This window comes from Paenibacillus sp. FSL H3-0302 (assembly GCF_037982245.1).
Lineage (GTDB): Bacteria > Bacillota > Bacilli > Paenibacillales > Paenibacillaceae > Paenibacillus_AQ > Paenibacillus_AQ odorifer.
In genome coordinates, this window is the sequence record NZ_CP150284.1 from 6,482,275 (window position 1) to 6,501,538 (window position 19,264).

The 19,264-nt window shown below is 45.8% G+C and carries 22 protein-coding genes and 1 riboswitch; all 22 genes read right to left on the reverse strand.

Going from position 1 to position 19,264, the window contains the following annotated elements; translation table 11 throughout:
* Window position 1: 1 nt before the first annotated feature.
* The 22 genes from MHH50_RS28855 to MHH50_RS28960 all read right to left on the reverse strand — a co-directional run bounded on the left by MHH50_RS28855 (window position 2) and on the right by MHH50_RS28960 (window position 19,244).
* On the reverse strand, window positions 2-1,000 hold the full coding sequence (locus MHH50_RS28855; protein WP_036681546.1) for a rod shape-determining protein: 999 nt from the start codon (window positions 998-1,000) through the stop codon (window positions 2-4).
* 129 nt (window positions 1,001-1,129) lie between these two features.
* Window positions 1,130-1,417, reverse strand: coding sequence for a sporulation transcriptional regulator SpoIIID (gene spoIIID, locus MHH50_RS28860; protein WP_036681548.1), 288 nt, complete (start codon window positions 1,415-1,417; stop codon window positions 1,130-1,132).
* A 272-nt stretch (window positions 1,418-1,689) separates the two neighbouring features.
* Entirely contained in the window at window positions 1,690-2,433 is a 744-nt protein-coding gene (locus MHH50_RS28865) for a M23 family metallopeptidase (protein WP_076123922.1), read from the reverse strand.
* Between the two features lie 61 nt (window positions 2,434-2,494).
* The gene (gene spoIID / locus MHH50_RS28870; RefSeq protein ID WP_076179796.1) at window positions 2,495-3,637 is read right to left on the reverse strand and encodes a stage II sporulation protein D; all 1,143 of its coding nucleotides are present in this window, start codon (window positions 3,635-3,637) and stop codon (window positions 2,495-2,497) included.
* Window positions 3,638-3,853: 216 nt separating this feature from the next.
* The gene (murA, locus tag MHH50_RS28875; RefSeq protein ID WP_076123926.1) at window positions 3,854-5,230 is read right to left on the reverse strand and encodes a UDP-N-acetylglucosamine 1-carboxyvinyltransferase; all 1,377 of its coding nucleotides are present in this window, start codon (window positions 5,228-5,230) and stop codon (window positions 3,854-3,856) included.
* A 199-nt stretch (window positions 5,231-5,429) separates the two neighbouring features.
* Window positions 5,430-5,687: a DUF1146 family protein gene (locus MHH50_RS28880; protein WP_036681556.1), complete on the reverse strand. Its 258-nt coding sequence runs from the start codon at window positions 5,685-5,687 to the stop codon at window positions 5,430-5,432.
* A 195-nt stretch (window positions 5,688-5,882) separates the two neighbouring features.
* Window positions 5,883-6,299: a F0F1 ATP synthase subunit epsilon gene (locus MHH50_RS28885; RefSeq protein WP_036681559.1), complete on the reverse strand. Its 417-nt coding sequence runs from the start codon at window positions 6,297-6,299 to the stop codon at window positions 5,883-5,885.
* Window positions 6,300-6,401: 102 nt separating this feature from the next.
* Window positions 6,402-7,802 (reverse strand): F0F1 ATP synthase subunit beta, encoded by a 1,401-nt coding sequence (gene atpD / locus MHH50_RS28890; RefSeq protein ID WP_036681562.1) that lies wholly within the window; start codon window positions 7,800-7,802, stop codon window positions 6,402-6,404.
* 238 nt (window positions 7,803-8,040) lie between these two features.
* Complete coding sequence (gene atpG, locus MHH50_RS28895; RefSeq protein WP_036681564.1) at window positions 8,041-8,910, reverse strand: ATP synthase F1 subunit gamma; 870 nt, start codon at window positions 8,908-8,910, stop codon at window positions 8,041-8,043.
* 150 nt (window positions 8,911-9,060) lie between these two features.
* Entirely contained in the window at window positions 9,061-10,572 is a 1,512-nt protein-coding gene (atpA, locus tag MHH50_RS28900; RefSeq protein WP_036681566.1) for a F0F1 ATP synthase subunit alpha, read from the reverse strand.
* Between the two features lie 11 nt (window positions 10,573-10,583).
* Complete coding sequence (locus MHH50_RS28905) at window positions 10,584-11,135, reverse strand: F0F1 ATP synthase subunit delta (RefSeq protein WP_076123928.1); 552 nt, start codon at window positions 11,133-11,135, stop codon at window positions 10,584-10,586.
* The gene (gene atpF / locus MHH50_RS28910; protein ID WP_076123930.1) at window positions 11,132-11,620 is read right to left on the reverse strand and encodes a F0F1 ATP synthase subunit B; all 489 of its coding nucleotides are present in this window, start codon (window positions 11,618-11,620) and stop codon (window positions 11,132-11,134) included. Before atpF ends, MHH50_RS28905 begins: the two co-directional genes overlap by 4 nt.
* A 97-nt stretch (window positions 11,621-11,717) precedes the next feature.
* Window positions 11,718-11,930: a F0F1 ATP synthase subunit C gene (gene atpE / locus MHH50_RS28915; RefSeq protein ID WP_036681574.1), complete on the reverse strand. Its 213-nt coding sequence runs from the start codon at window positions 11,928-11,930 to the stop codon at window positions 11,718-11,720.
* Window positions 11,931-12,035: 105 nt separating this feature from the next.
* The gene (gene atpB, locus MHH50_RS28920; protein WP_036681575.1) at window positions 12,036-12,803 is read right to left on the reverse strand and encodes a F0F1 ATP synthase subunit A; all 768 of its coding nucleotides are present in this window, start codon (window positions 12,801-12,803) and stop codon (window positions 12,036-12,038) included.
* A 29-nt stretch (window positions 12,804-12,832) separates the two neighbouring features.
* Window positions 12,833-13,210, reverse strand: coding sequence for an ATP synthase subunit I (locus tag MHH50_RS28925; protein ID WP_036681578.1), 378 nt, complete (start codon window positions 13,208-13,210; stop codon window positions 12,833-12,835).
* Window positions 13,203-13,436, reverse strand: coding sequence for an AtpZ/AtpI family protein (locus MHH50_RS28930; RefSeq protein WP_036681579.1), 234 nt, complete (start codon window positions 13,434-13,436; stop codon window positions 13,203-13,205). The genes MHH50_RS28925 and MHH50_RS28930 overlap by 8 nt, the downstream gene beginning before the upstream one ends.
* A 178-nt stretch (window positions 13,437-13,614) precedes the next feature.
* The gene (gene wecB, locus MHH50_RS28935; protein WP_076123932.1) at window positions 13,615-14,775 is read right to left on the reverse strand and encodes a UDP-N-acetylglucosamine 2-epimerase (non-hydrolyzing); all 1,161 of its coding nucleotides are present in this window, start codon (window positions 14,773-14,775) and stop codon (window positions 13,615-13,617) included.
* 58 nt (window positions 14,776-14,833) lie between these two features.
* Window positions 14,834-15,463, reverse strand: a complete 630-nt coding sequence (gene upp, locus MHH50_RS28940; protein WP_036681583.1) for a uracil phosphoribosyltransferase — start codon at window positions 15,461-15,463, stop codon at window positions 14,834-14,836.
* A gap of 422 nt (window positions 15,464-15,885) precedes the next feature.
* Window positions 15,886-17,133, reverse strand: coding sequence for a serine hydroxymethyltransferase (glyA, locus tag MHH50_RS28945; protein WP_038573642.1), 1,248 nt, complete (start codon window positions 17,131-17,133; stop codon window positions 15,886-15,888).
* Window positions 17,134-17,248: 115 nt separating this feature from the next.
* Complete coding sequence (locus tag MHH50_RS28950; RefSeq protein WP_076099682.1) at window positions 17,249-17,833, reverse strand: TIGR01440 family protein; 585 nt, start codon at window positions 17,831-17,833, stop codon at window positions 17,249-17,251.
* 74 nt (window positions 17,834-17,907) lie between these two features.
* A riboswitch (ZMP/ZTP riboswitch) is annotated at window positions 17,908-17,990 on the reverse strand.
* A 48-nt stretch (window positions 17,991-18,038) separates the two neighbouring features.
* Window positions 18,039-18,626 (reverse strand): low molecular weight protein arginine phosphatase, encoded by a 588-nt coding sequence (locus MHH50_RS28955; protein WP_340033767.1) that lies wholly within the window; start codon window positions 18,624-18,626, stop codon window positions 18,039-18,041.
* Between the two features lie 45 nt (window positions 18,627-18,671).
* Window positions 18,672-19,244 carry a manganese efflux pump MntP family protein gene (locus MHH50_RS28960; RefSeq protein WP_076309993.1) on the reverse strand — a complete coding sequence of 191 codons (573 nt, stop codon included), beginning with the start codon at window positions 19,242-19,244 and terminating at the stop codon, window positions 18,672-18,674.
* Between the last annotated feature and the right edge of the window lie 20 nt (window positions 19,245-19,264).

Consider the following 19,264-nt stretch of genomic DNA (forward strand, 5'->3'; position numbering starts at 1 on the left):
CTTAGAACTTTTTCTTAACGACCTTGTCCAAATTATCTAGCATTATTCCGGTTCCCTTAACTACACAATGCATCGGGTCTTCCGCTATCCACACCGGAACATGTAATTCTTCTGAGAGGAGCTCGTCCAATCCATTAAGTAAAGCGCCACCACCAGTTAGAACAACACCCCGGTCAATAATATCTGCGGATAGCTCAGGCGGTGTACGTTCCAGAACGGACTTAGCAGCTGCCACAATAGAAGAAACCGGATCCCATAGTGCTTCTTTTACCTCGCCTGAAGTAATAGTGAGCGTCTGAGGGAGTCCACTTACCATATCACGACCACGAATATCCATTTCAGCCTGCATCAGGCCTGGACGCACGGTGCCAATTGTAACCTTAATATCCTCTGCCGTACGTTCACCGATTAACAGCTTATACTTTTGTTTAATATATCTTAAAATGGCCTCATCGAACTTGTCTCCTGCGACTTTAATCGAAGAAGCGGTAACGACGTCGCCCATAGAAAGTACGGCTACATCCGTCGTTCCGCCACCGATATCGACGACCATGTTCCCACTAGGCTGATAAATATCCATTCCCGCTCCGATTGCAGCGGCTTTTGGCTCTTCCTCCATAAAAACTTCCTTAGCCCCGCTCCGCTCTGCCGCTTCCCGTATGGACTTCTGTTCCACAGATGTAATATTTGTAGGGGCGCAAATCAGAATACGGGGCCGTGCGTACCAGGACCGGCCGCCAACGCGGTCGATAAAATACTTGAGCATCATTTCTGTGATTTCAAAATCTGCAATGACACCATCCCGGAGAGGACGGATTGTTATAATATTTCCAGGTGTACGTCCAACCATGCGACGTGCCTGTTCTCCCACCGCAAGGACTCTCTTCGTATCACTTTCAAGTGTGACCACGGAAGGTTCATCCAGAACGACTCCCCTTCCCTTAACATGTATGAGCACATTGGCCGTGCCGAGGTCGATTCCGATATCCTTGCTAAACATAATGAAAGAGCCCCCAAAGTGTTATTTTAATTGAAAAAACAGCAGTTAGTACTAAATTTAAAAATACCATACTTTAGGGGAAGTACACAATGTATTAAAGCTGAATATTTCCTTAAATTTCCGAAAATCTCATGGCTTTGATGCTACAGCAACCTCACGTTTTTTCCCCGTCGATTTTTTATATTTGATTTTTGTGGCTTCTCCCCCCCGAAGATGTCGGATGGACTTGTGATATTCGAGAATGTGCTTCACCTGATCGGCCAGATCAGGGTTGATCTCTGGCAGACGCTCAGTTAAATCTTTATGCACCGTGCTCTTTGAAACGCCAAATTCCTTGGCTATGGTCCGGACCGTATGCCTGGTTTCCACGATGCAGCGTCCGATTTTGATCGTACGTTCCTTGATGTAATCGTGCACGCTCCCGCCTCCCAACTGTGGATAGTTTGGTACATTATATGAGGGGCGGGCTTATATATTCGCGCTTTCAAGACATGACAAGCTATGGAGGGCTCATTTTATTTAATGGACAACCTAATAACCCGTGTTATTAGCATGATGAAAAGCCGTCGTTCTTCCTTTAGAACAACAACCGTTTCCCGCGTAAACAAAAGGCTCATCACAAACACAACCTTAAAAATCCTTATATACACAAAAAAATAGGGGGCTTTCGCCCCCTGCTATAGAAATTTTTATCGCTGTGGCAGTAAATCCGATGGATTGACTACTTTGCCATCTTCGTACACTTCAAAGTGTACATGATTTCCAAGGTCCTTTTCGATCTCACTGCGACCAGCTGTGGCAAGAGTATCTCCTTGCTTCACTACATCGCCTTGTTTAACTTTTGTTTCACCAAGACTTTGGTATACAGTCTTCAAATTACCCTGATGGGTAATTTCAATCACTTTACCTAATACCGCAACATCTTCCACTCTGGTCACTTCACCGCTGAGCGCTGCTTTAACATCGAACGTATTGTTGTCTTCACGGGCAATATCGATTCCGACATTAGGAATAAATTTGTCGTTATATTGCACCATAGCGGCAACGTGATTGTCCTCTGTACCATTCTCATCATAATACGGCTTAACTACTTCTACTTCACCTGGATTAGCTACTGGCCAAGTCATACTTTCCGTTGAAGCAACAACTTCAAGTGCATCTGGACCTCCGGTTGTTGTACCAGCTTCGTTAGCGGAAGTTCCTACTTGCTGCGAAGTGGCGGCGGTGTCCTGGTTGAGCGGCTTCTGGCCGGCATCCTGATAGACCCACACCAAGGTTAGTATAATTGCCGCTGCCGCCGTGTAGACTGCTGGGAATACCCAACGTTTAGATACCAGTCTGTTCCATGAAGAAGGTTTTGCGCCAGGTAAATCTCCCTGAGTTTTTTTGAGAGATTCATCTTGGTTTGTTTTGTTTTTGTCTTGTTCATTCATATGGTTATCACCTCAGTAACCAGTGTTACCGGGGTTTTCTCTTTTATACGTATCTTTCAAGTTATTTTTTCAGAAGAGTTGAGATTTGTGTAAATGAGATACCACTATAATAGTGTTTGAGAATTTGGGTAGCAGTTCCACCCTCTTTAGCCATCCCATTTGCCCCCCACTGGCTCATCCCTACTCCATGCCCATTTCCGAAGGTCGTGATTAAGATCTTATTTCCCTTACGACTCCAACTGAATTGGCTGGATCGTAGGCCCAGCTTCTCTCTCACTTCACGTCCAGTAAATATAGAGCCTCCAATTGAGACCTCTTTAATCCGATGTCCAGTGGTAAGAGACAACACTTCCATAGGTAATCTCGAAGATGATGAAATCTTAGTTGTAGTTCCTGAATTGGTAGTTTCTTTGGAGGCTGGAATGACTTTATCGTTTAGACCCAATCTAGTAAGTATTTCAGCAACAGTAAAGGTGTTAGTCACTGCATAGTTTGGGGTAATCTCTTTCTCCCAAGGACTCGTCACGCTGCGCAGATAGGGAATCGCTGCATTCCAATACTCTTCTGAGTTCTCAGTATATCCTCCACTGGAGGCGAAAAAGGAGGCCGTTATCGGCTGCCCTTTATAAGTCATGATCACTCCGCGCGTCTCAAGGACCGCGCGCTGCAGCTTTGCGAGGTCGGCGCTTCTTCCGCCGAGCTTCCATTGCCGTTCCAGCGTGTCCTTAGATATGTAAGCCTGATGGCTTACCGTATCGGTTACATCCGCCTCCGGAACGGGTACGCCGCTTCTGTCGCCAGCCACCAGGCGGCGCATGATAAAGGTGCGGGCAGCTACGGCCTGCGCTTTGAGCGCTTCAAGCTCAAAGTCGGCCGGCATCTCGGCCGCAAGCACGCCGCGGACGTAGTCCTCCAGCGGCAATGTCTCTATTTGTCCGCTGTGCGACAAATAGACAGAGACGTCCGGCTGCGGCGCTTCCTGCGCAGCCGTCTCCGGCGCCGCCGGAGGGGCCGTGACCGTCGGCACGGCCACAGGCGCCGGTTGTCCCCGGTGTAGCGGGACAACCGCCAGCGGAATCAGCAGCGCCGCCAGGAAAGGCGCTGCGAGCCAGGCGACGGGGATGAGTCGCCTGCGCCGGGGAGCAAGGGGACGCGAGTGCCAGCGCGTTGTCTTGTTTCTTCGCAAGTAGCGGAAATCTTTCATCTCTATGGCTCCTTCCGTGAATCACTGGTGATTCTTATAGATATGAATTTGCAGCAACTGCTAGAACACAATTTGAGAGAAAGAGAGTTCCTGTCCTCAATCTATTACTAGACCACAGGCTATTAAATTGCATACAAAAAAATCCCCATCAAATGAGGATTCCATAAAAAAAGACCAAGCTGCAAACTGCAGCCTGGTCTCTCCTAATGATTGATATTATACCCAAGTTGGTTGAACCTGAAAGCGTGGTTTAACCTCTTCGTTTTTAGTCGATTCACTCTTGGATACTTCCGGTTTAAGAACTTCATCCTTCACGGTTTGCGCTGAAGTATCTTCCATGGAGATGCGCCAAATTTCCGCACCCAATCCGGACAGTTTCTCAGCCAAATGAACATACCCGCGGTCAATATGATGAGTTCCGCTTACTTCAGTAGTGCCCTCAGCAACCAGACCTGCCAAAATAAGCGCAGCTCCCGCACGCAGATCCGTAGCACAAACCTTAGCTCCGACCAATTGTGCATTACCTGTAACGATCGCCGAGCGACCTTCGATTTTAATCTCAGCATTCATGTTGTGGAATTCATCCACATGCATAAACCGGTTCTCAAATACGGTTTCTGTAACGACACTAGTACCTTCAGAACGCAGCAATAATGCCATCATTTGCGACTGCATATCCGTAGGAAAACCTGGATACGGCAAAGTCTTCAAATCAACAGCTTTGAGAGGCTTGTCACTGATTACACGAATACCGTTCTCGTCGGGAATAATGGTTACACCCATTTCTTCCATCTTAGCAATAACAGGACCTAAGTGATCAGCAATTGCGCCTTCCACATATACATCGCCACCGGTAATTGCTGCAGCCGCCATGTACGTACCTGCTTCGATACGGTCAGGGATTACATGATGTTTGACCCCATGCAGACGTTCTACCCCTTCAATACGGATAACGCCTGTTCCCGCACCGCGTACGATTGCGCCCATACCATTCAAGTAATTGGCCAGGTCGACAATCTCAGGCTCCTTAGCCGCATTCTCGATAACGGTCACGCCTTCGGCTAATGTAGCTGCCATCATTATATTTTCGGTCGCACCTACGCTTGCTACATCCAAATACACTTTGGCACCGCGCAGGCGTCCGTTGCTTTTCGCTTCAATGTAGCCCTGGCCGAGACTAATCTCCGCACCCAGTGCTTCAAACCCTTTCAAATGCTGATCAATCGGTCGTGTACCAATGGCACAGCCGCCTGGCAGGGAAATTCTTGTCTGACCAAGTCTAGATAACAGTGGGCCCATGACTAAAAAAGACGCCCGCATTTTTCGAACCCATTCATAAGGTGCTTCACAGGATGTGATATTTGTAGCATCCACCTGGATAATATCGTTCTGATATGTAACCCCTGCACCCAGAGATTCCAGCATTTTTGATATCGTCATCACATCATCAAGCGGAGGTGCGTCTACAATGACGCTTACTCCTTCTTCTGCCAATAGAGAGGCGGCTATGATCGGTAATACGGAATTTTTTGCGCCGCTAACTTTCACGCTCCCGGTCAATCTGTTGCCACCGCGGACGATAAATTTGCTCATTTTCGGTTTCCCTCCGCGTCCATTATTTCTTAAATTATTTTTTTAGATTAAAGTAATTGCAAAAAAGTTCTCTACTCCATCAATACGCCCATTTACTCGGGCATGTTCCTTAAAGTTCAGTGTTGACATAATAAAACCTTATTATTCGACACCTTTTGACCACTGCGACCTAAGACACTTATAACCAAACTACATCCCCTTAAAACATATATCGGATCATCCCACTCCAGCTCAGGTAATCCAGGAAGAACCCCGCTACAAAACGACCAAGTACAATGGCCAACAGCAAGTGCAGCAGCCTTCCCTGAGGACTCTTGGGATATCTTATGACCAAATCGAGCTTAAGGTTCTGCAATGCCCACCAAGATAATACAACACTGAGCAAAGATACAATCATTGAGACCATACTGCTGGTTCCAACTGCGCTAGACAACCCACCCGACAATATATCCTCCATGCTAACCCTCCGTGTTCGTATTACTCGGAAATCGACTCTTATATCATACTTGTGAAGGGCAAAAGAATCCAGTACTTTTACAAATTTTTAAACAATTCAACGCCATTATCCAAAATAATGAAGAAATTTTAACCTTTTTTCAATAGATTACTATAATAAAAAGCAGTCAAACCCTAAGGCTTGACTGCTTTTATCCTACTGTTGTCCTTTTCCAGTGGACACTTTAATCCGTGTAACAGCGCGTTGCAGCGCCAATTCCGCACGGCGGTGATCGATATCATCTTGTTTGCTCCGAGTCTGGAGACGGCGTTGAGCCCGTTCTCTAGCCGCTTCGGCGCGCTCAACATCGATATCTGTTGGCAGCTCGGCACTTTCAGCCAGCACGGTTACTTTGTCCTTATGCACTTCAACGAACCCGCCATGAACAGCGATGGAGATCGTAACACCGTCCGATTTGACGGATAACGGAGCAACCTGAAGTGGAGTCACAAGCGGAATGTGTCCCGGCAAAATACCCAACTCGCCTTCGACCCCTCTTACAATCAAGCTATTCACTTGCTTGGAGTAAACGAGATGCTCCGGCGTGACAATTTCCAACAAAAAGGTATTCACTTCCATTCCTCCTTAAAGCTTTACATTGTAAAGCTCGCTTCGAAAGCATGCACTAAGCTTTACGAAGTAAAGCTTGCATCGAAAGCATTAGCTAAGCTCAGGTTACATCGATTTCGCTTTTTCTACTGCTTCTTCAATCGTACCTACAAATAGGAAAGCTGCTTCTGGAAGATCATCATGCTTACCATCCAGGATTTCCTTAAAGCTGCGTACAGTTTCTTTGATTGGTACATATTTACCCTTAAAGCCAGTGAACTGTTCAGCCACGTGGAATGGCTGCGACAGGAAGCGTTCAACTTTACGAGCACGAGCTACGATAACCTTATCATCCTCACTCAATTCATCCATACCCAAGATGGCAATAATGTCTTGAAGCTCGGTATAACGTTGCAGCAATTGTTTAACACCTTGTGCCACGTTGTAATGTTCTTCACCAACAATTTCTGGAGCGAGCAAACGCGAGCTGGAAGCCAGTGGGTCAACCGCTGGGAAAATCCCCTTCTCGGAAATTTTACGCTCAAGGTTAGTTGTTGCATCCAAGTGAGCAAACGCTGTAGCCGGAGCAGGGTCAGTGTAGTCATCCGCCGGTACGTAGATTGCTTGAATCGATGTAACTGAACCTTTTTTAGTCGATGTGATACGCTCTTGCAGCTGGCCCATTTCAGTAGCCAGAGTCGGCTGATAACCAACCGCAGATGGCATACGGCCGAGAAGAGCGGACACTTCGGAACCCGCTTGGGTAAAGCGGAATATATTATCGATAAAGAGCAGCGTATCGCGGCCTTCCACATCACGGAAATATTCCGCCATGGTCAAACCGGTCAAAGCTACACGAAGACGTGCACCTGGAGGCTCGTTCATTTGTCCGAAGACCATTGCTGTCTTCTTAATAACGCCGGAATCCGTCATTTCGTGATAAAGGTCATTACCTTCACGAGTACGTTCACCGACACCTGCGAATACGGAAATACCACCGTGCTCTTGGGCAATGTTATTAATCAATTCTTGGATTGTTACTGTTTTACCTACGCCGGCACCGCCGAAGAGGCCGACTTTACCACCCTTAGCATAAGGTGCGAGCAAGTCGATAACTTTAATACCTGTTTCCAAGATTTCCGCTTGTGTTGACAATTCGTCAAATGTTGGTGCGAGACGGTGAATCGGGTTCTTTTTCTCAGCAAGAACTTCACCAGCGTTATCAATTGGATTACCAAGTACGTTAAATACACGGCCTAATGTCGCTTCCCCTACAGGAACCGAAATTGGACCTCCTTGATCGATTGCATCCAGTCCACGAACCAGACCATCAGTAGAAGACATCGCGATACAACGTACCAGATTGTCTCCCAAGTGATTGGAAACCTCAAGTGTTAGGTTAAGCTGACGACCATTGTCCAAGACGGTTTCAATTTTGATAGCGTTGAAAATCTCGGGCAACTGGCCGCGTTCAAATTCAATATCGACAACCGGACCCATAATGCTTACAACGCGTCCTTTGTTCATCTTCTTTTCCCTCCTCGAAAGCTGTTACATCAAGAAGAAACGACGTTGTCGTCATATAAAGATGACAACCGTTTCTCGTAGAAATATAAGCATTTTGTATAGTGTAAAACCATACTTTCTTATATTTTAAGAAGAACTTACAGTGCCGTTCTTAAGGAGCTATGCACCCTAAGCAAGCGACACTGTTTCTCGTAAAATACAAGACAAGTTAAGCACTTAGTTTAACTTTTCTTGTATTTTAAGACTGCGCGTTCGCTCCGGCCACGATCTCGGTAATTTCCTGCGTAATTGCCGCCTGACGGGCACGGTTGTACGTAAGGGTAAGTTCTCCGATCATTTTCGACGCGTTCTTCGTTGCACTGCCCATAGCTGTCATTTTCGCACCCAGCTCACTGGCCTTGCCATCCAGAATAGCGCTATAAATCAAAGTTTCAGCGTACTTTGGAAGCAATACTTCTAGCACGCCTTCCGGTGAAGGTTCATATTCGTAGTTTGCAGAAGCTTCATGATGCTCTTGATTCCCTACTCCATCCATAGGCAACAGTCGCTCAACGGTTGGGATCTGGGTGATAGCATTGACGAATTGATTGTAACAAACATACAACTCATCATACGTACCATCTACAAACTGCTGTACTGCCGAATTCGCGATAGACTTGATGTCAGCAAACTTCGGCGCATCCGATAGCTCAGTAACTTCCTGTACAATCGGATATTCACGGCGACGTAGAAAGTCACGGCCCTTACGACCAATAACAAATAATGCGTACTCATCTTTGGACTTATGCTTCTCCGCGATGAGCATCGTCACCTTACGCAAAATATTAGCGTTGTAACCACCTGCAAGCCCTCTATCAGAGGTAACGATTAGATAACCAGTCTTCTTCACAGGGCGGCTAACCAGCATAGGGTGTTGAACACCTTCGGTGCCAGCAGCAATGCTCGATACAACCTCTTTTAGCTTCTCAGCATAAGGACGGGCGGCAATTGCCTTCTCCTGAGCTTTTCTCAGCTTGGATGCGGCTACCATTTCCATCGCTTTTGTGATCTGTCTTGTGTTTTGAACACTCTTAATTTGACGTTTAATATCACGCATGCTTCTTGCCATGATTTCACCACCTTAGAGCTTTGACGGAGTCAAAGCTAACTTCGTAAGCATTCTCTTAACTTTGACGAAGTCAAAGCTACTTCATAAGCACAGCCTGAGCTTCGGCAGAGCCAAAGCTCACTTAGTAAAATCCGTTAAAGTCTATCTATATTAGCTAGTAGCGAAACCTCTTTTAAAGGTATCAATCGCTGCTTTAAGAGCGGCTTCGTTATCAGCTGTCAAATCTTTTGTATCCCTGATGGATTGAGCTACATCAGCAGCACTGCTATCCATATAAGCAAGGAATTCCTTTTCAAAACGTTTTACGTCTTTAACTGGAATATCATCCAAATATCCTTTTACAGCTGTGTACAAGCTAAGCACTTGATGCTCAACAGACAACGGCTGATTCACACCTTGTTTCAGAACTTCCATCATACGTGCCCCGCGATTCAGACGGGCAAGTGTAGATTTATCAAGATCTGAGCCGAACTGTGAGAAGGCTTGAAGTTCGCGATATTGGGCAAGATCCAGACGGAGCGAGCCGGCTACCTTCTTCATCGCTTTGATTTGAGCGGAGCCCCCTACACGGGAAACGGAGATACCGACGTTGATCGCCGGACGTTGACCAGAGTAGAACAGATCGGATTCAAGGAAGATTTGACCATCTGTAATCGAGATTACGTTCGTAGGAATGTAAGCTGATACGTCAGATGCCTGTGTTTCGATAAATGGAAGTGCGGTTAATGAACCACCACCGAGCTCATCACTAAGCTTAGCTGCACGCTCCAAAAGACGGGAGTGCAAATAGAATACGTCACCCGGGAATGCTTCACGACCCGGTGGACGACGAAGCAGCAAGGACAATTCGCGATAAGCCGAAGCTTGTTTCGAAAGGTCATCGTAAATGATCAGTACGTGCTCGCCCTTGTACATGAAGTATTCGCCCATTGCGCAACCTGCGTATGGAGCAATGTACAACAATGGGGACGGCTCGGAAGCCGATGCAGTTACAACGATTGTATATTCCAAAGCGCCATGACGGCGAAGAGTTTCTACAACCTGTGCTACTGTGGATTGCTTTTGACCAATGGCAACATAAATACATTTCATGCCGTTGCCTTTTTGGTTGATAATCGCGTCAATTGCGATTGCAGTCTTACCTGTTTGACGGTCACCAATGATAAGTTCGCGTTGTCCACGACCGATTGGTACCATCGCATCAATGGCTTTAAGACCTGTTTGCATCGGCTCATGTACCGATTTACGATCGATAACCCCTGGTGCATTATTTTCTACAGGACGGAATTCAGTTGTAGCAATTGGGCCTTTGCCGTCAAGCGGCATACCAAGTGCGTTAACTACACGACCGAGCAGAGCTTCACCAACAGGAACTTGCATAATTTGTCCTGTACGTTTTACTTGATCGCCTTCACGAATTTCCTTGTACTCACCCAGAATAACAACACCGACGTTGCTTTCTTCCAGATTGAGCGCCATGCCCACTACTCCGTTGGAGAACTCTAGCAATTCGCCAGCCATTGCGTTTTCCAGACCGTAGACACGGGCGATACCGTCGCCGACTTGAATGACGGTGCCGACTTCGGCAACTTCGATATCGGCTTTATATTCCTCAATTTGACTTTTGATCAAAGTGCTGATCTCTTCAGGTCTGATGCCCAATATCCTCACCCCTATCTTCTATGCTTATCATTAAAGGATTTCTCGAGACGCTCCAATTTGTTAGACAGACTGCCGTCATACAGCGTATCGCCGATATAAACTTTCAGTCCTCCCAACAGGCTTGGGTCCACCACATTCGTAATCCGGATTTTACGGTTTACGAGTTGGCCGAATTCTGCAGCTACAGCTGCTTTTTCTTCTTCACTTAAAGAATAAACAGAGTATACCTTAGCATCACCAATGCCAAGAGCGTCTCCTTCAATCTTGATATACGTATCCAGCAGATCGGCAAAAATATCGGTTCTGCCTCGCTCTACTAACAATTCTACAATGTTCATCACGATGGGAGAGAGCTTATCTTGAAGCGCTGTGCGCAGCACTTTCAGCTTGTCGGACTCCGAGATGCGCGGTGCAAGAATAAACCGCTTTATCTCTTGGTCGGAATGTAATAATCCAACCACTGCCTTGAGCTCTTCTTCTACTTCAAGGGTAATCCCTTTCTCTACCGCTGCACTGTACAATGCTCTAGCGTAGCGCTTGGCAACTACCGTATCGCGGCTCATGATTGGCCTCCTACCTCTTTGAGGTATTGGTTCACAAGTTGCTCCTGCTCGCCGTTAGCACTAACTTCTTTCTTAAGAAGTTTAGAAGCAATACGAACAGATGCCGTTCCAATTTCGCTGCGCAACTCTTCCACTGCTTTGTTCTTTTCGTTCTCGATATCGCGCACGGCCTCTTCTTTGACACGTGCTGCATCTGCTTTGGCTTGTGCCAAAGTTTGTTCTACCTGTAGATTGCTTGTGATTTGCGATTGTTGAATAATCTGTTGAGCTTCCTGGCGTGCACTGTTCAGCGCTTGCTTCTGCTCTTCCACATACGCGACCGCTTGTTCTCTAGTCTTCGCAGCTTCGTCCATTTGCTGCATTACCAGCTCACGGCGTTTCTCCATAACTGCAAAAAGTTTGCTGAACGCATACTTGCTAAGCAAGAAATATAAAATCCCAAAGGCGACAATTGAAAATACTATGTTTGTCCAAACAATATCCACTGAGGTCACTCCCTTCCGTTACCGCGTCATGCGGACGTATACAAAAGTAAGGCGCGGATGGCATCGGCCGTCCCCGCCAAACCGTAACTACGGTTTATTAAGTAAACATAATCAGGAATGCGATAACTGTTGCTGCCAACGGAATAACTTCGACGATACCTACACCAATAAACATTGTTGTTTGCAAAGCATTTTTCGCTTCTGGTTGACGAGCGATGGACTCAACTGTTCTACTAACGATCATACCGTTACCAAGACCTGCGCCAAGTGCACCCAATCCAACCGCTATTGCTGCTGCTAAAAATTCCATTTGTAAATATCCTCCTTTAATTTCGGTTCATATTTGTGTTTAATGATATAAGATATCTCCCACGAAGGAAAATCAGACGATAGCCGTTCTCTTCGCAGCAGTTCATTAATGTGCTTCTTCTTCGTGAATCGTCATCTGTGCGATATAAACCATCGTCAGAATCGTAAAGATAAACGCTTGTAGTGCCCCGACGAAAATACTGAAGCCCTGCCATACAGCCAGGAACGGAATACTGAGAATCCCCAGCTTCAAAATGACTGTAATCAGTACTTCTCCGGCGAAAATGTTAGCGAATAGACGAATAGCCAACGCTACAGGTTTTGCCAGGTTTTCGATAATGTTCAGTGGCAAAAAGATTGGAAACGGCTCGATGTAGTGTTTGAAATAATGTTTGCCGTTGAGCTTAATGCCCAGAAAGTTCATCAGTACAAATACTATGATTGCCAATCCTGCAGTGACGTTAATGTCAGCAGTTGGCGACTTGTACCATAAAATTTCTGCATGCTCACCATTCGCCAAGTTCTTAGTTGCTTCAATCACGTGGCCAAACACTGTTACAGGTCCATGCGCCTCAGTTACAACGGAGAAAGGCAATCCAAGTAGATTGGAAACAAAGATAAACAGAATCAATGTCAACCCTAAAGATATGTAAGGTTTTCCTTTCTTCAGATCCATGGCACTGCTTATGACACCCTCTACAAATTCCACAACCCATTCCATGAAGTTCTGAAGCTTGGATGGATTTTCAACGGAAAGCTTACGAACCGAAAGCATAACCAGAACAAACACCACTGTACAACTGATCAGAAGCATCAACACGGCGGATAAATCTATCGGTATTCCCCCGACAAATATTTTCGGCATGTCATGCATAGTATCATCCCCCTTTCTCTTTAATCTGGTTAAAGCTTATTCTTCACACTCAGATATATCCCCGCAGGAATGGCGAGAAGCTGAGGAATGAATACGCCCGAAACAGTTGCTACCAGGGAGAAATGCTCAATCTTGACCGAGAACATGGTGACCAAAATTGCGAAGCTAATCCGTGTAACAAAACCGAGGCTGAAGGCATTCCCTTCGTTGCTCGCAATCGACTGCGTAACCCGTCGAACCTTGACGGCCAGATAACGAAAGTTTACCAATCCCGCCACCAGACCCAGAGTCATGCCCAGTGTAATTGCCCGGGTCTCATGATGAAGCACCCAGCCCATTAAGAGTCCTGCCATAAGGACGAGCGTAACTCTAGTGACGGTATTGATCATGGGAGTCATATTATCCATTCTGCTCCCCCAAAAATTTTTTAATTAACAAGGCGACATTCACAATTCCCAGAATCATTCCAGTTATAGTGCCAATGGCGAGCCAATATTTCGGCCCCTCCATCAGGTCTTTCAGCCATCTTGCCGCAAAAAAACCAATAAGAATGTAAGCGGCAAGCAAAGTGCCTGCACTTCCAATGACAAGCGCGGTCTGTAACAAGCTGTCCTTGCTATTTTGTTCTTTCATGGGCTACAATCCCAACTAATTTTACTGAATTTCCTGAGTCTTTGTCAATTCATTGAACATTGCCTAAAAACCCTTGAAAACATGAAAATAATCACAGCAAAACGTTCCAAAACCATATAAACCGTACAGTTTCACTGTATGTTGATTTTAATCAGATCAGATATTAGTTTAATTGAAATTATTTATTTTTTGTGAACATTCTGTGAAACTCTTCAGGACGTTCCTTATTAACACCAAAATGGTGCAAAATCGCATTGACAATCCGTTGGGAAGCCTTGCCATCTCCATACGGGTTGGCGGCCCGACTCATCGACTGATAGAGCTCATTATCAGTCAAAAGAGCATGTGTCCGTTGATACACCTTCTCCTCGTCCGTGCCCACAAGTTCCAGCGTTCCAGCCTCTATCCCTTCGGGACGCTCCGTTGTATCACGAAGCACAAGAACAGGCACTCCATAAGAAGGAGCTTCCTCTTGCAGACCGCCGGAATCGGTCAATATCAAGTGGGTATGCGGATAAAAATTATGCAGGTCCACGACATCCAGCGGATCAATCAGCTTAATTCTCGGATGTCCTCCCAGTATCTCATGCGCAGGTTCCTTAACGGCAGGACTCGGATGCACAGGGTAAACAATGGCGACATCTTCGAATTCATCAGCGATTCTTTTAATAGCTCGGAAGATATTACGATGCGGTTCACCTTGAGATTCTCTGCGGTGAGCGGTCATCAAAATAAGTCTTTTTCCTGAAGCAAAATCCAAAACAGGATGCCGGTAATCCGGCTGTACGGTATATTGAAACACATCAGTTACGGTGTTGCCTGTGATATAAATACTTGATTCTTTTTTGTTCTCGTGTCTCAGATTGTTAGCTGACAAATCGGTTGGAGCGAAATGCAGATCAGCTAACACACCTGTGAGTTGACGGTTCATTTCTTCAGGATACGGAGACAATTTGTTCCATGTCCTAAGTCCTGCTTCTACGTGCCCAACCTGAATTTGCTGCAGGAAGGAAGCGTAACTAGCTAAAAACGTTGTTAAGGTGTCCCCATGCACCAGCACGAGGTCAGGTTTAACTTCTTTCAGTACAGGTTCCAAACCTTCAAGCACACGAATAGTAATCTCATTCAAGGTCTGACGGTCCTTCATCACGTCCAAATCGTAATCAGGGGTGATATTAAACACTTCCAACACTTGATCGAGCAGTTCTCTATGCTGTGCTGTTACACATACTATTGATTCGATATGCTCAGGATGCTTCTTCAGTTCAAGAACCAGAGGAGCCATCTTGATCGCCTCGGGGCGCACTCCGAAAATAGTCATTACTTTGATTTTGGACATAACCCCTACCCTCTCATCAAATATTCTCGCATTACTATACTTAATACTTAATTACTTATTACTTGGTTCCATAAAGACGGTCACCAGCATCACCAAGACCTGGCACGATGTAACCATGTTCATTCAAATGATCATCAAGCGCTGCTACATAAATATCAACATCCGGATGAGCTTCCTGAACTGCAGCAACACCTTCTGGCGCTGCAATCAAGTTCATCATTTTGATCTGTGTACAGCCACGGTTCTTCAGTGAGGTAATCGCAGCAATTGCGGATCCGCCTGTAGCAAGCATCGGATCAATTACTATCAATTCACGTTCCTGTACGTCCGTTGGAAGCTTGATATAATACTCCACTGGTTGAAGAGTGTCTGGATCACGGAAAAGCCCTACATGTCCTACTTTAGCCGCAGGTAGAAGCTTCAGTACACCTTCAAGCATACCTAAACCCGCACGAAGAATAGGAATAAGCCCCAGCATTCTTCCCGAAATCACTTTGCTTTCCGTCTCAGTGACCGGTGTTTGTACCGTAATGGTCTCTAGTGGAATATCACGTGTAATCTCATAAGCCATCAATGTGGCAACTTCGTCAACATGTTCTCTGAAATCCTTCGTGTTTGTTCTAACGTCGCGAATAAATGTTAGTTTGTGTTGAATTAAAGGATGATCGCAAATCACCAATTTTCCCATTTACTGTCCCTCCGGTAATTGTAAGTCTTGTCTATAGCCATAGAAAGCGCTTTGCTTCTCAGTGGCTAAATCCTGTCTATTATAGCACTCCCGCCGCTGCATTTCACCTCAGAATGGTACTTGAACTCACATTGAACATATTCCTTTGTATTTCCTTGTTTTTAAAGGTAATGATTGGCTTAATTAGGAAACCAATCACTTATAAAACCTAGATTATGTTGTGCAACTTTGGCTTTTTCATACTATTCACATTATTTTCACTAATTTTATTGAAAATTCCATGAACTTTCATGATTAATTTCATTCAATTTCATCTATTACCTACAGTGATATTTGTGAACAATATGCAACAAAAAAGCCTCCATCAAACCCGGAAGAGGGTATGGATGGAGGCAGAATCATTTCTTATTAGAAGCAAAGATTTAGTATTTCAACTCTGGATAAAGAGGGTATTGGTCAGTCAACTCAGCCACTTGACGCGCAGATTCTGCCAAGTTTGCCTCATCCTTCGGATTCTTTAGAACATTAGCAATGATACGTCCAATAGTGACCATCGCCTGCTCGTCCATACCACGGGATGTGACTGCAGGTGTACCAATACGAATACCACTTGTTACGAAAGGACTTGTAGGATCAAATGGAATTGCGTTTTTATTCACAGTAATCCCGATGGAATCTAGTACTTTTTCCGCATCTTTTCCGGTAATGTTCAGATTACGGGTATCCAGCAGCATCAAGTGGTTATCTGTACCTCCGGATACAATGTTAACCCCTTCGCTGATCAACGTTTCTGCAAGAACATTAGCGTTCTTCACTACATTTTGAGCATAAGTCTTAAAGGATGGCTGCAATGCTTCACCAAATGCGACTGCTTTTGAAGCAATTACATGCATCAGAGGTCCACCTTGGGAACCAGGGAATACCGCTTTATCAATAGCAGCTGCCCATGGCTGTCTGCACATAATCATACCTCCGCGGGGACCGCGCAAAGTCTTATGCGTAGTAGTTGTAACGAAATGAGCATGAGGAACCGGGCTCGGATGAAGACCAGCAGCAACCAATCCTGCGATATGGGCCATATCTACCATAAATAGCGCACCCACATCATTGGCGATAGCGCCAAGTTTTTCGAAATCAATAATACGCGGATAGGCACTAGCACCAGCTACAATCATTTTCGGACGGTGTTTGAAGGCTGCTTTACGTACTTCATCATAATCAATTAGGAAAGTATCTTCTTGTACTCCATAAGCAACGAAGTTATAAAGCAATCCTGAAGCATTAACTGGGCTACCATGTGTCAAATGACCACCGTGCGCCAAATTCATTCCAAGAACAGTGTCGCCAGGCTTAAGCGCAGCCAGATAAACTGCCATATTTGCTTGAGCCCCGGAATGTGGTTGTACGTTGACATGATCCGCGCCAAACAATTCTTTTGCGCGATCACGAGCAAGGTTCTCAACGATATCTACATCTTCACAGCCACCATAATAACGTTTGCCTGGATAACCTTCTGCATATTTGTTCGTAAGCACGGAGCCCATAGCTTCCATTACGGCTTCGCTAACGATATTCTCTGAGGCAATAAGCTCAATGTTGGCACGCTGACGTTTCAGTTCCAGTTCCATCGCTTCCAGTACTGCCGGGTCACTCTTACGCAATTGTTCCATGTTCTTATTTCCTCCCTAGTGTGTGTAGATATGTTGTATTTAAGTAGAAACGATTTGCCCGCCATAAAGAGACTTAGGTCTACGTTTCTGCAAAAAATATAAAAACTAAAGTTCGTTAATCACAAAACTGTGAACCACTTTGTTCTGGAGCACGATATACCGCACGTTCACCACCAATTAGTGGGGGTCTGGTCCATGCCGCATTCACTCTGGCTGCTCCAATGTATCGTAGAGTCGGACGGAAAGGAACGGCTACCCGCCGTAAATGCATTCCTATCAGTGTCTCGCCAATATCTAAACCAGCATGAGCTTCTATCGTTTCCGCCAAAACAGGATCTTTCATAGCGTGATAAGCAGCCGTAGCCATCGAACCTCCAGCACCTCGTATAGGTACAGCTGATACTTCCTTCAGACCAAGTGACTCTAGCAGAGAGCGTTCCATGACAAGTGCACGATTTAAATGCTCGCAGCACTGATACACCGGATGAAATCCTTTTTCCGCTGCTACTAAACGAACACCTTCAAGCAGTTGTTCTGCAACTTCAAGTGCACCACCAGTTCCAATCCGGACACCAGCAACCTCACTTGTGCTCACTCCGACGACAACAATTTTGCCTGACCCAAGGTTACCAGCCTCCGCCAACTCCCTTAACACAGTGACGGTGGCTTCAGTTAATGATAGCTCCACAACTTCGTCCATCACTCTACCTCCTCAAACTTCAAACAAGCTTATTTTAAACAAAAAAGAGCAGTCCGCAGGTAGCTGCGGATTTGCTCTTTTGCCCAGGCGACCGGCCGTTTATTCCGATGCTCCATCGTGGTTTGATCCACATTTGTCGCCAGTTACATCGGAACCGATTATTTGTAACTTCATCTTAAAGCAAAGTGAACTGAAAATCAACCATTTACAAATGGCGGAAGGTTTCCAGCTTATCCAGCAAACTGAATAGCGCAGTGCGAATCTCAGCAGCAGTTAGCTCATAGTCCTCACGCGTGCCACCAAATGGATCAGAAATATCGAAGCTCGGAATACGCTGGCGAATCTCAATCATCCGCTGCAGATCCGTTGTATTCGGTTCACCACCAAGAGCTAAGCTCAACTCCGCATCTGCGTAGAGGCTGTCCAATTCCTTGATATCTTCCGTCACCGACTCTTCATCATGCACGTATTCCTTCAATGTATAGGTTTTCGTTACAGCATCCGGAAAATACTGCAATAAATGCTGCTTATGCCCACCCGTCAAGGTCAGCACAAGGTCGGCCCAAGCGACAGCTTGACCTGTCAATTGTGACGACTCCATTGAATCATGAATTCCTTCTTCCTGCAGTATAGCCGCAGCATGTCTTGATATAGAAGTACCGGAAATGGCGGATACACCTGCAGACCGCACTTCCAGGTCGATTCCACGTTCCTTCGCGAGCTTTCGTAAAAGCCCCTCAGCCATAGGACTTCGGCATGTATTCCCGGTGCAGACGAATAAAATATGCAGCATGTTTTGCACCCCCATGAAATTAAATATTCTAATGCCGTTATTGTATCAAAAGATGAATAGCAAGCCAAACCCCAGAAGTATTGCACCGCCTAGCGCTTCTCCATAATCCCCGAGACCACGACTGACATGCCGTCCAATTAGCAACCCTAGAATCGACATTATTCCCCCGCAAGCACCGAAGGCTAAGATGGTCAAAAGTACTCCATTCACAAACATCCCCAGTGATACACCCACGGAGAAAGAGTCAATACTGACACTGAGCGAAAGAAGTATCATTCCCCACAAGGTTCGATGATCCATAGCTCGTGAGCTTCCTGTATCCGGACGAAAGGAGTTGTACACCATATGCCCGCCCAAAAGAACTAGAAGACCTCCAGCAGCATAAGTCGTTACTTGACCTAACAGGTGTCCGACATAACTTCCTGTCAATAAACCCAGGAGAGGCATCAGCATATGAAAAACAGCAATGAGCAGACTCATTTGCAGAACATGCAGCAGACGAATACCTTTCATCCCGATCCCTACACCGAGCGAAAAGGCATCCATCCCTAATGCAACCGCCATTATAGTAATGGTAACAATCTGCCCCCATTCGGTATATACATCTCCTAAGCCCATGCTTAACCCCCCAAGTCCGA

Coding starts and splice junctions, on each gene's coding strand:
- MHH50_RS28855 (WP_036681546.1), bottom strand. CDS start 1,000: ATGTTTAGCAAGGATATCGGAATCGACCTCGGCACGGCCAATGTGCTC.
- MHH50_RS28865 (WP_076123922.1), bottom strand. CDS start 2,433: ATGAATGAACAAGACAAAAACAAAACAAACCAAGATGAATCTCTCAAA.
- spoIID (WP_076179796.1), bottom strand. CDS start 3,637: ATGAAAGATTTCCGCTACTTGCGAAGAAACAAGACAACGCGCTGGCAC.
- murA (WP_076123926.1), bottom strand. CDS start 5,230: ATGAGCAAATTTATCGTCCGCGGTGGCAACAGATTGACCGGGAGCGTG.
- MHH50_RS28880 (WP_036681556.1), bottom strand. CDS start 5,687: ATGGAGGATATATTGTCGGGTGGGTTGTCTAGCGCAGTTGGAACCAGC.
- atpD (WP_036681562.1), bottom strand. CDS start 7,802: ATGAACAAAGGACGCGTTGTAAGCATTATGGGTCCGGTTGTCGATATT.
- atpG (WP_036681564.1), bottom strand. CDS start 8,910: ATGGCAAGAAGCATGCGTGATATTAAACGTCAAATTAAGAGTGTTCAA.
- MHH50_RS28905 (WP_076123928.1), bottom strand. CDS start 11,135: ATGAGCCGCGATACGGTAGTTGCCAAGCGCTACGCTAGAGCATTGTAC.
- atpE (WP_036681574.1), bottom strand. CDS start 11,930: ATGGAATTTTTAGCAGCAGCAATAGCGGTTGGATTGGGTGCACTTGGC.
- atpB (WP_036681575.1), bottom strand. CDS start 12,803: ATGCATGACATGCCGAAAATATTTGTCGGGGGAATACCGATAGATTTA.
- MHH50_RS28925 (WP_036681578.1), bottom strand. CDS start 13,210: ATGGATAATATGACTCCCATGATCAATACCGTCACTAGAGTTACGCTC.
- MHH50_RS28930 (WP_036681579.1), bottom strand. CDS start 13,436: ATGAAAGAACAAAATAGCAAGGACAGCTTGTTACAGACCGCGCTTGTC.
- wecB (WP_076123932.1), bottom strand. CDS start 14,775: ATGTCCAAAATCAAAGTAATGACTATTTTCGGAGTGCGCCCCGAGGCG.
- upp (WP_036681583.1), bottom strand. CDS start 15,463: ATGGGAAAATTGGTGATTTGCGATCATCCTTTAATTCAACACAAACTA.
- glyA (WP_038573642.1), bottom strand. CDS start 17,133: ATGGAACAATTGCGTAAGAGTGACCCGGCAGTACTGGAAGCGATGGAA.
- MHH50_RS28950 (WP_076099682.1), bottom strand. CDS start 17,833: ATGGACGAAGTTGTGGAGCTATCATTAACTGAAGCCACCGTCACTGTG.
- MHH50_RS28955 (WP_340033767.1), bottom strand. CDS start 18,626: ATGCTGCATATTTTATTCGTCTGCACCGGGAATACATGCCGAAGTCCT.
- MHH50_RS28960 (WP_076309993.1), bottom strand. CDS start 19,244: ATGGGCTTAGGAGATGTATATACCGAATGGGGGCAGATTGTTACCATT.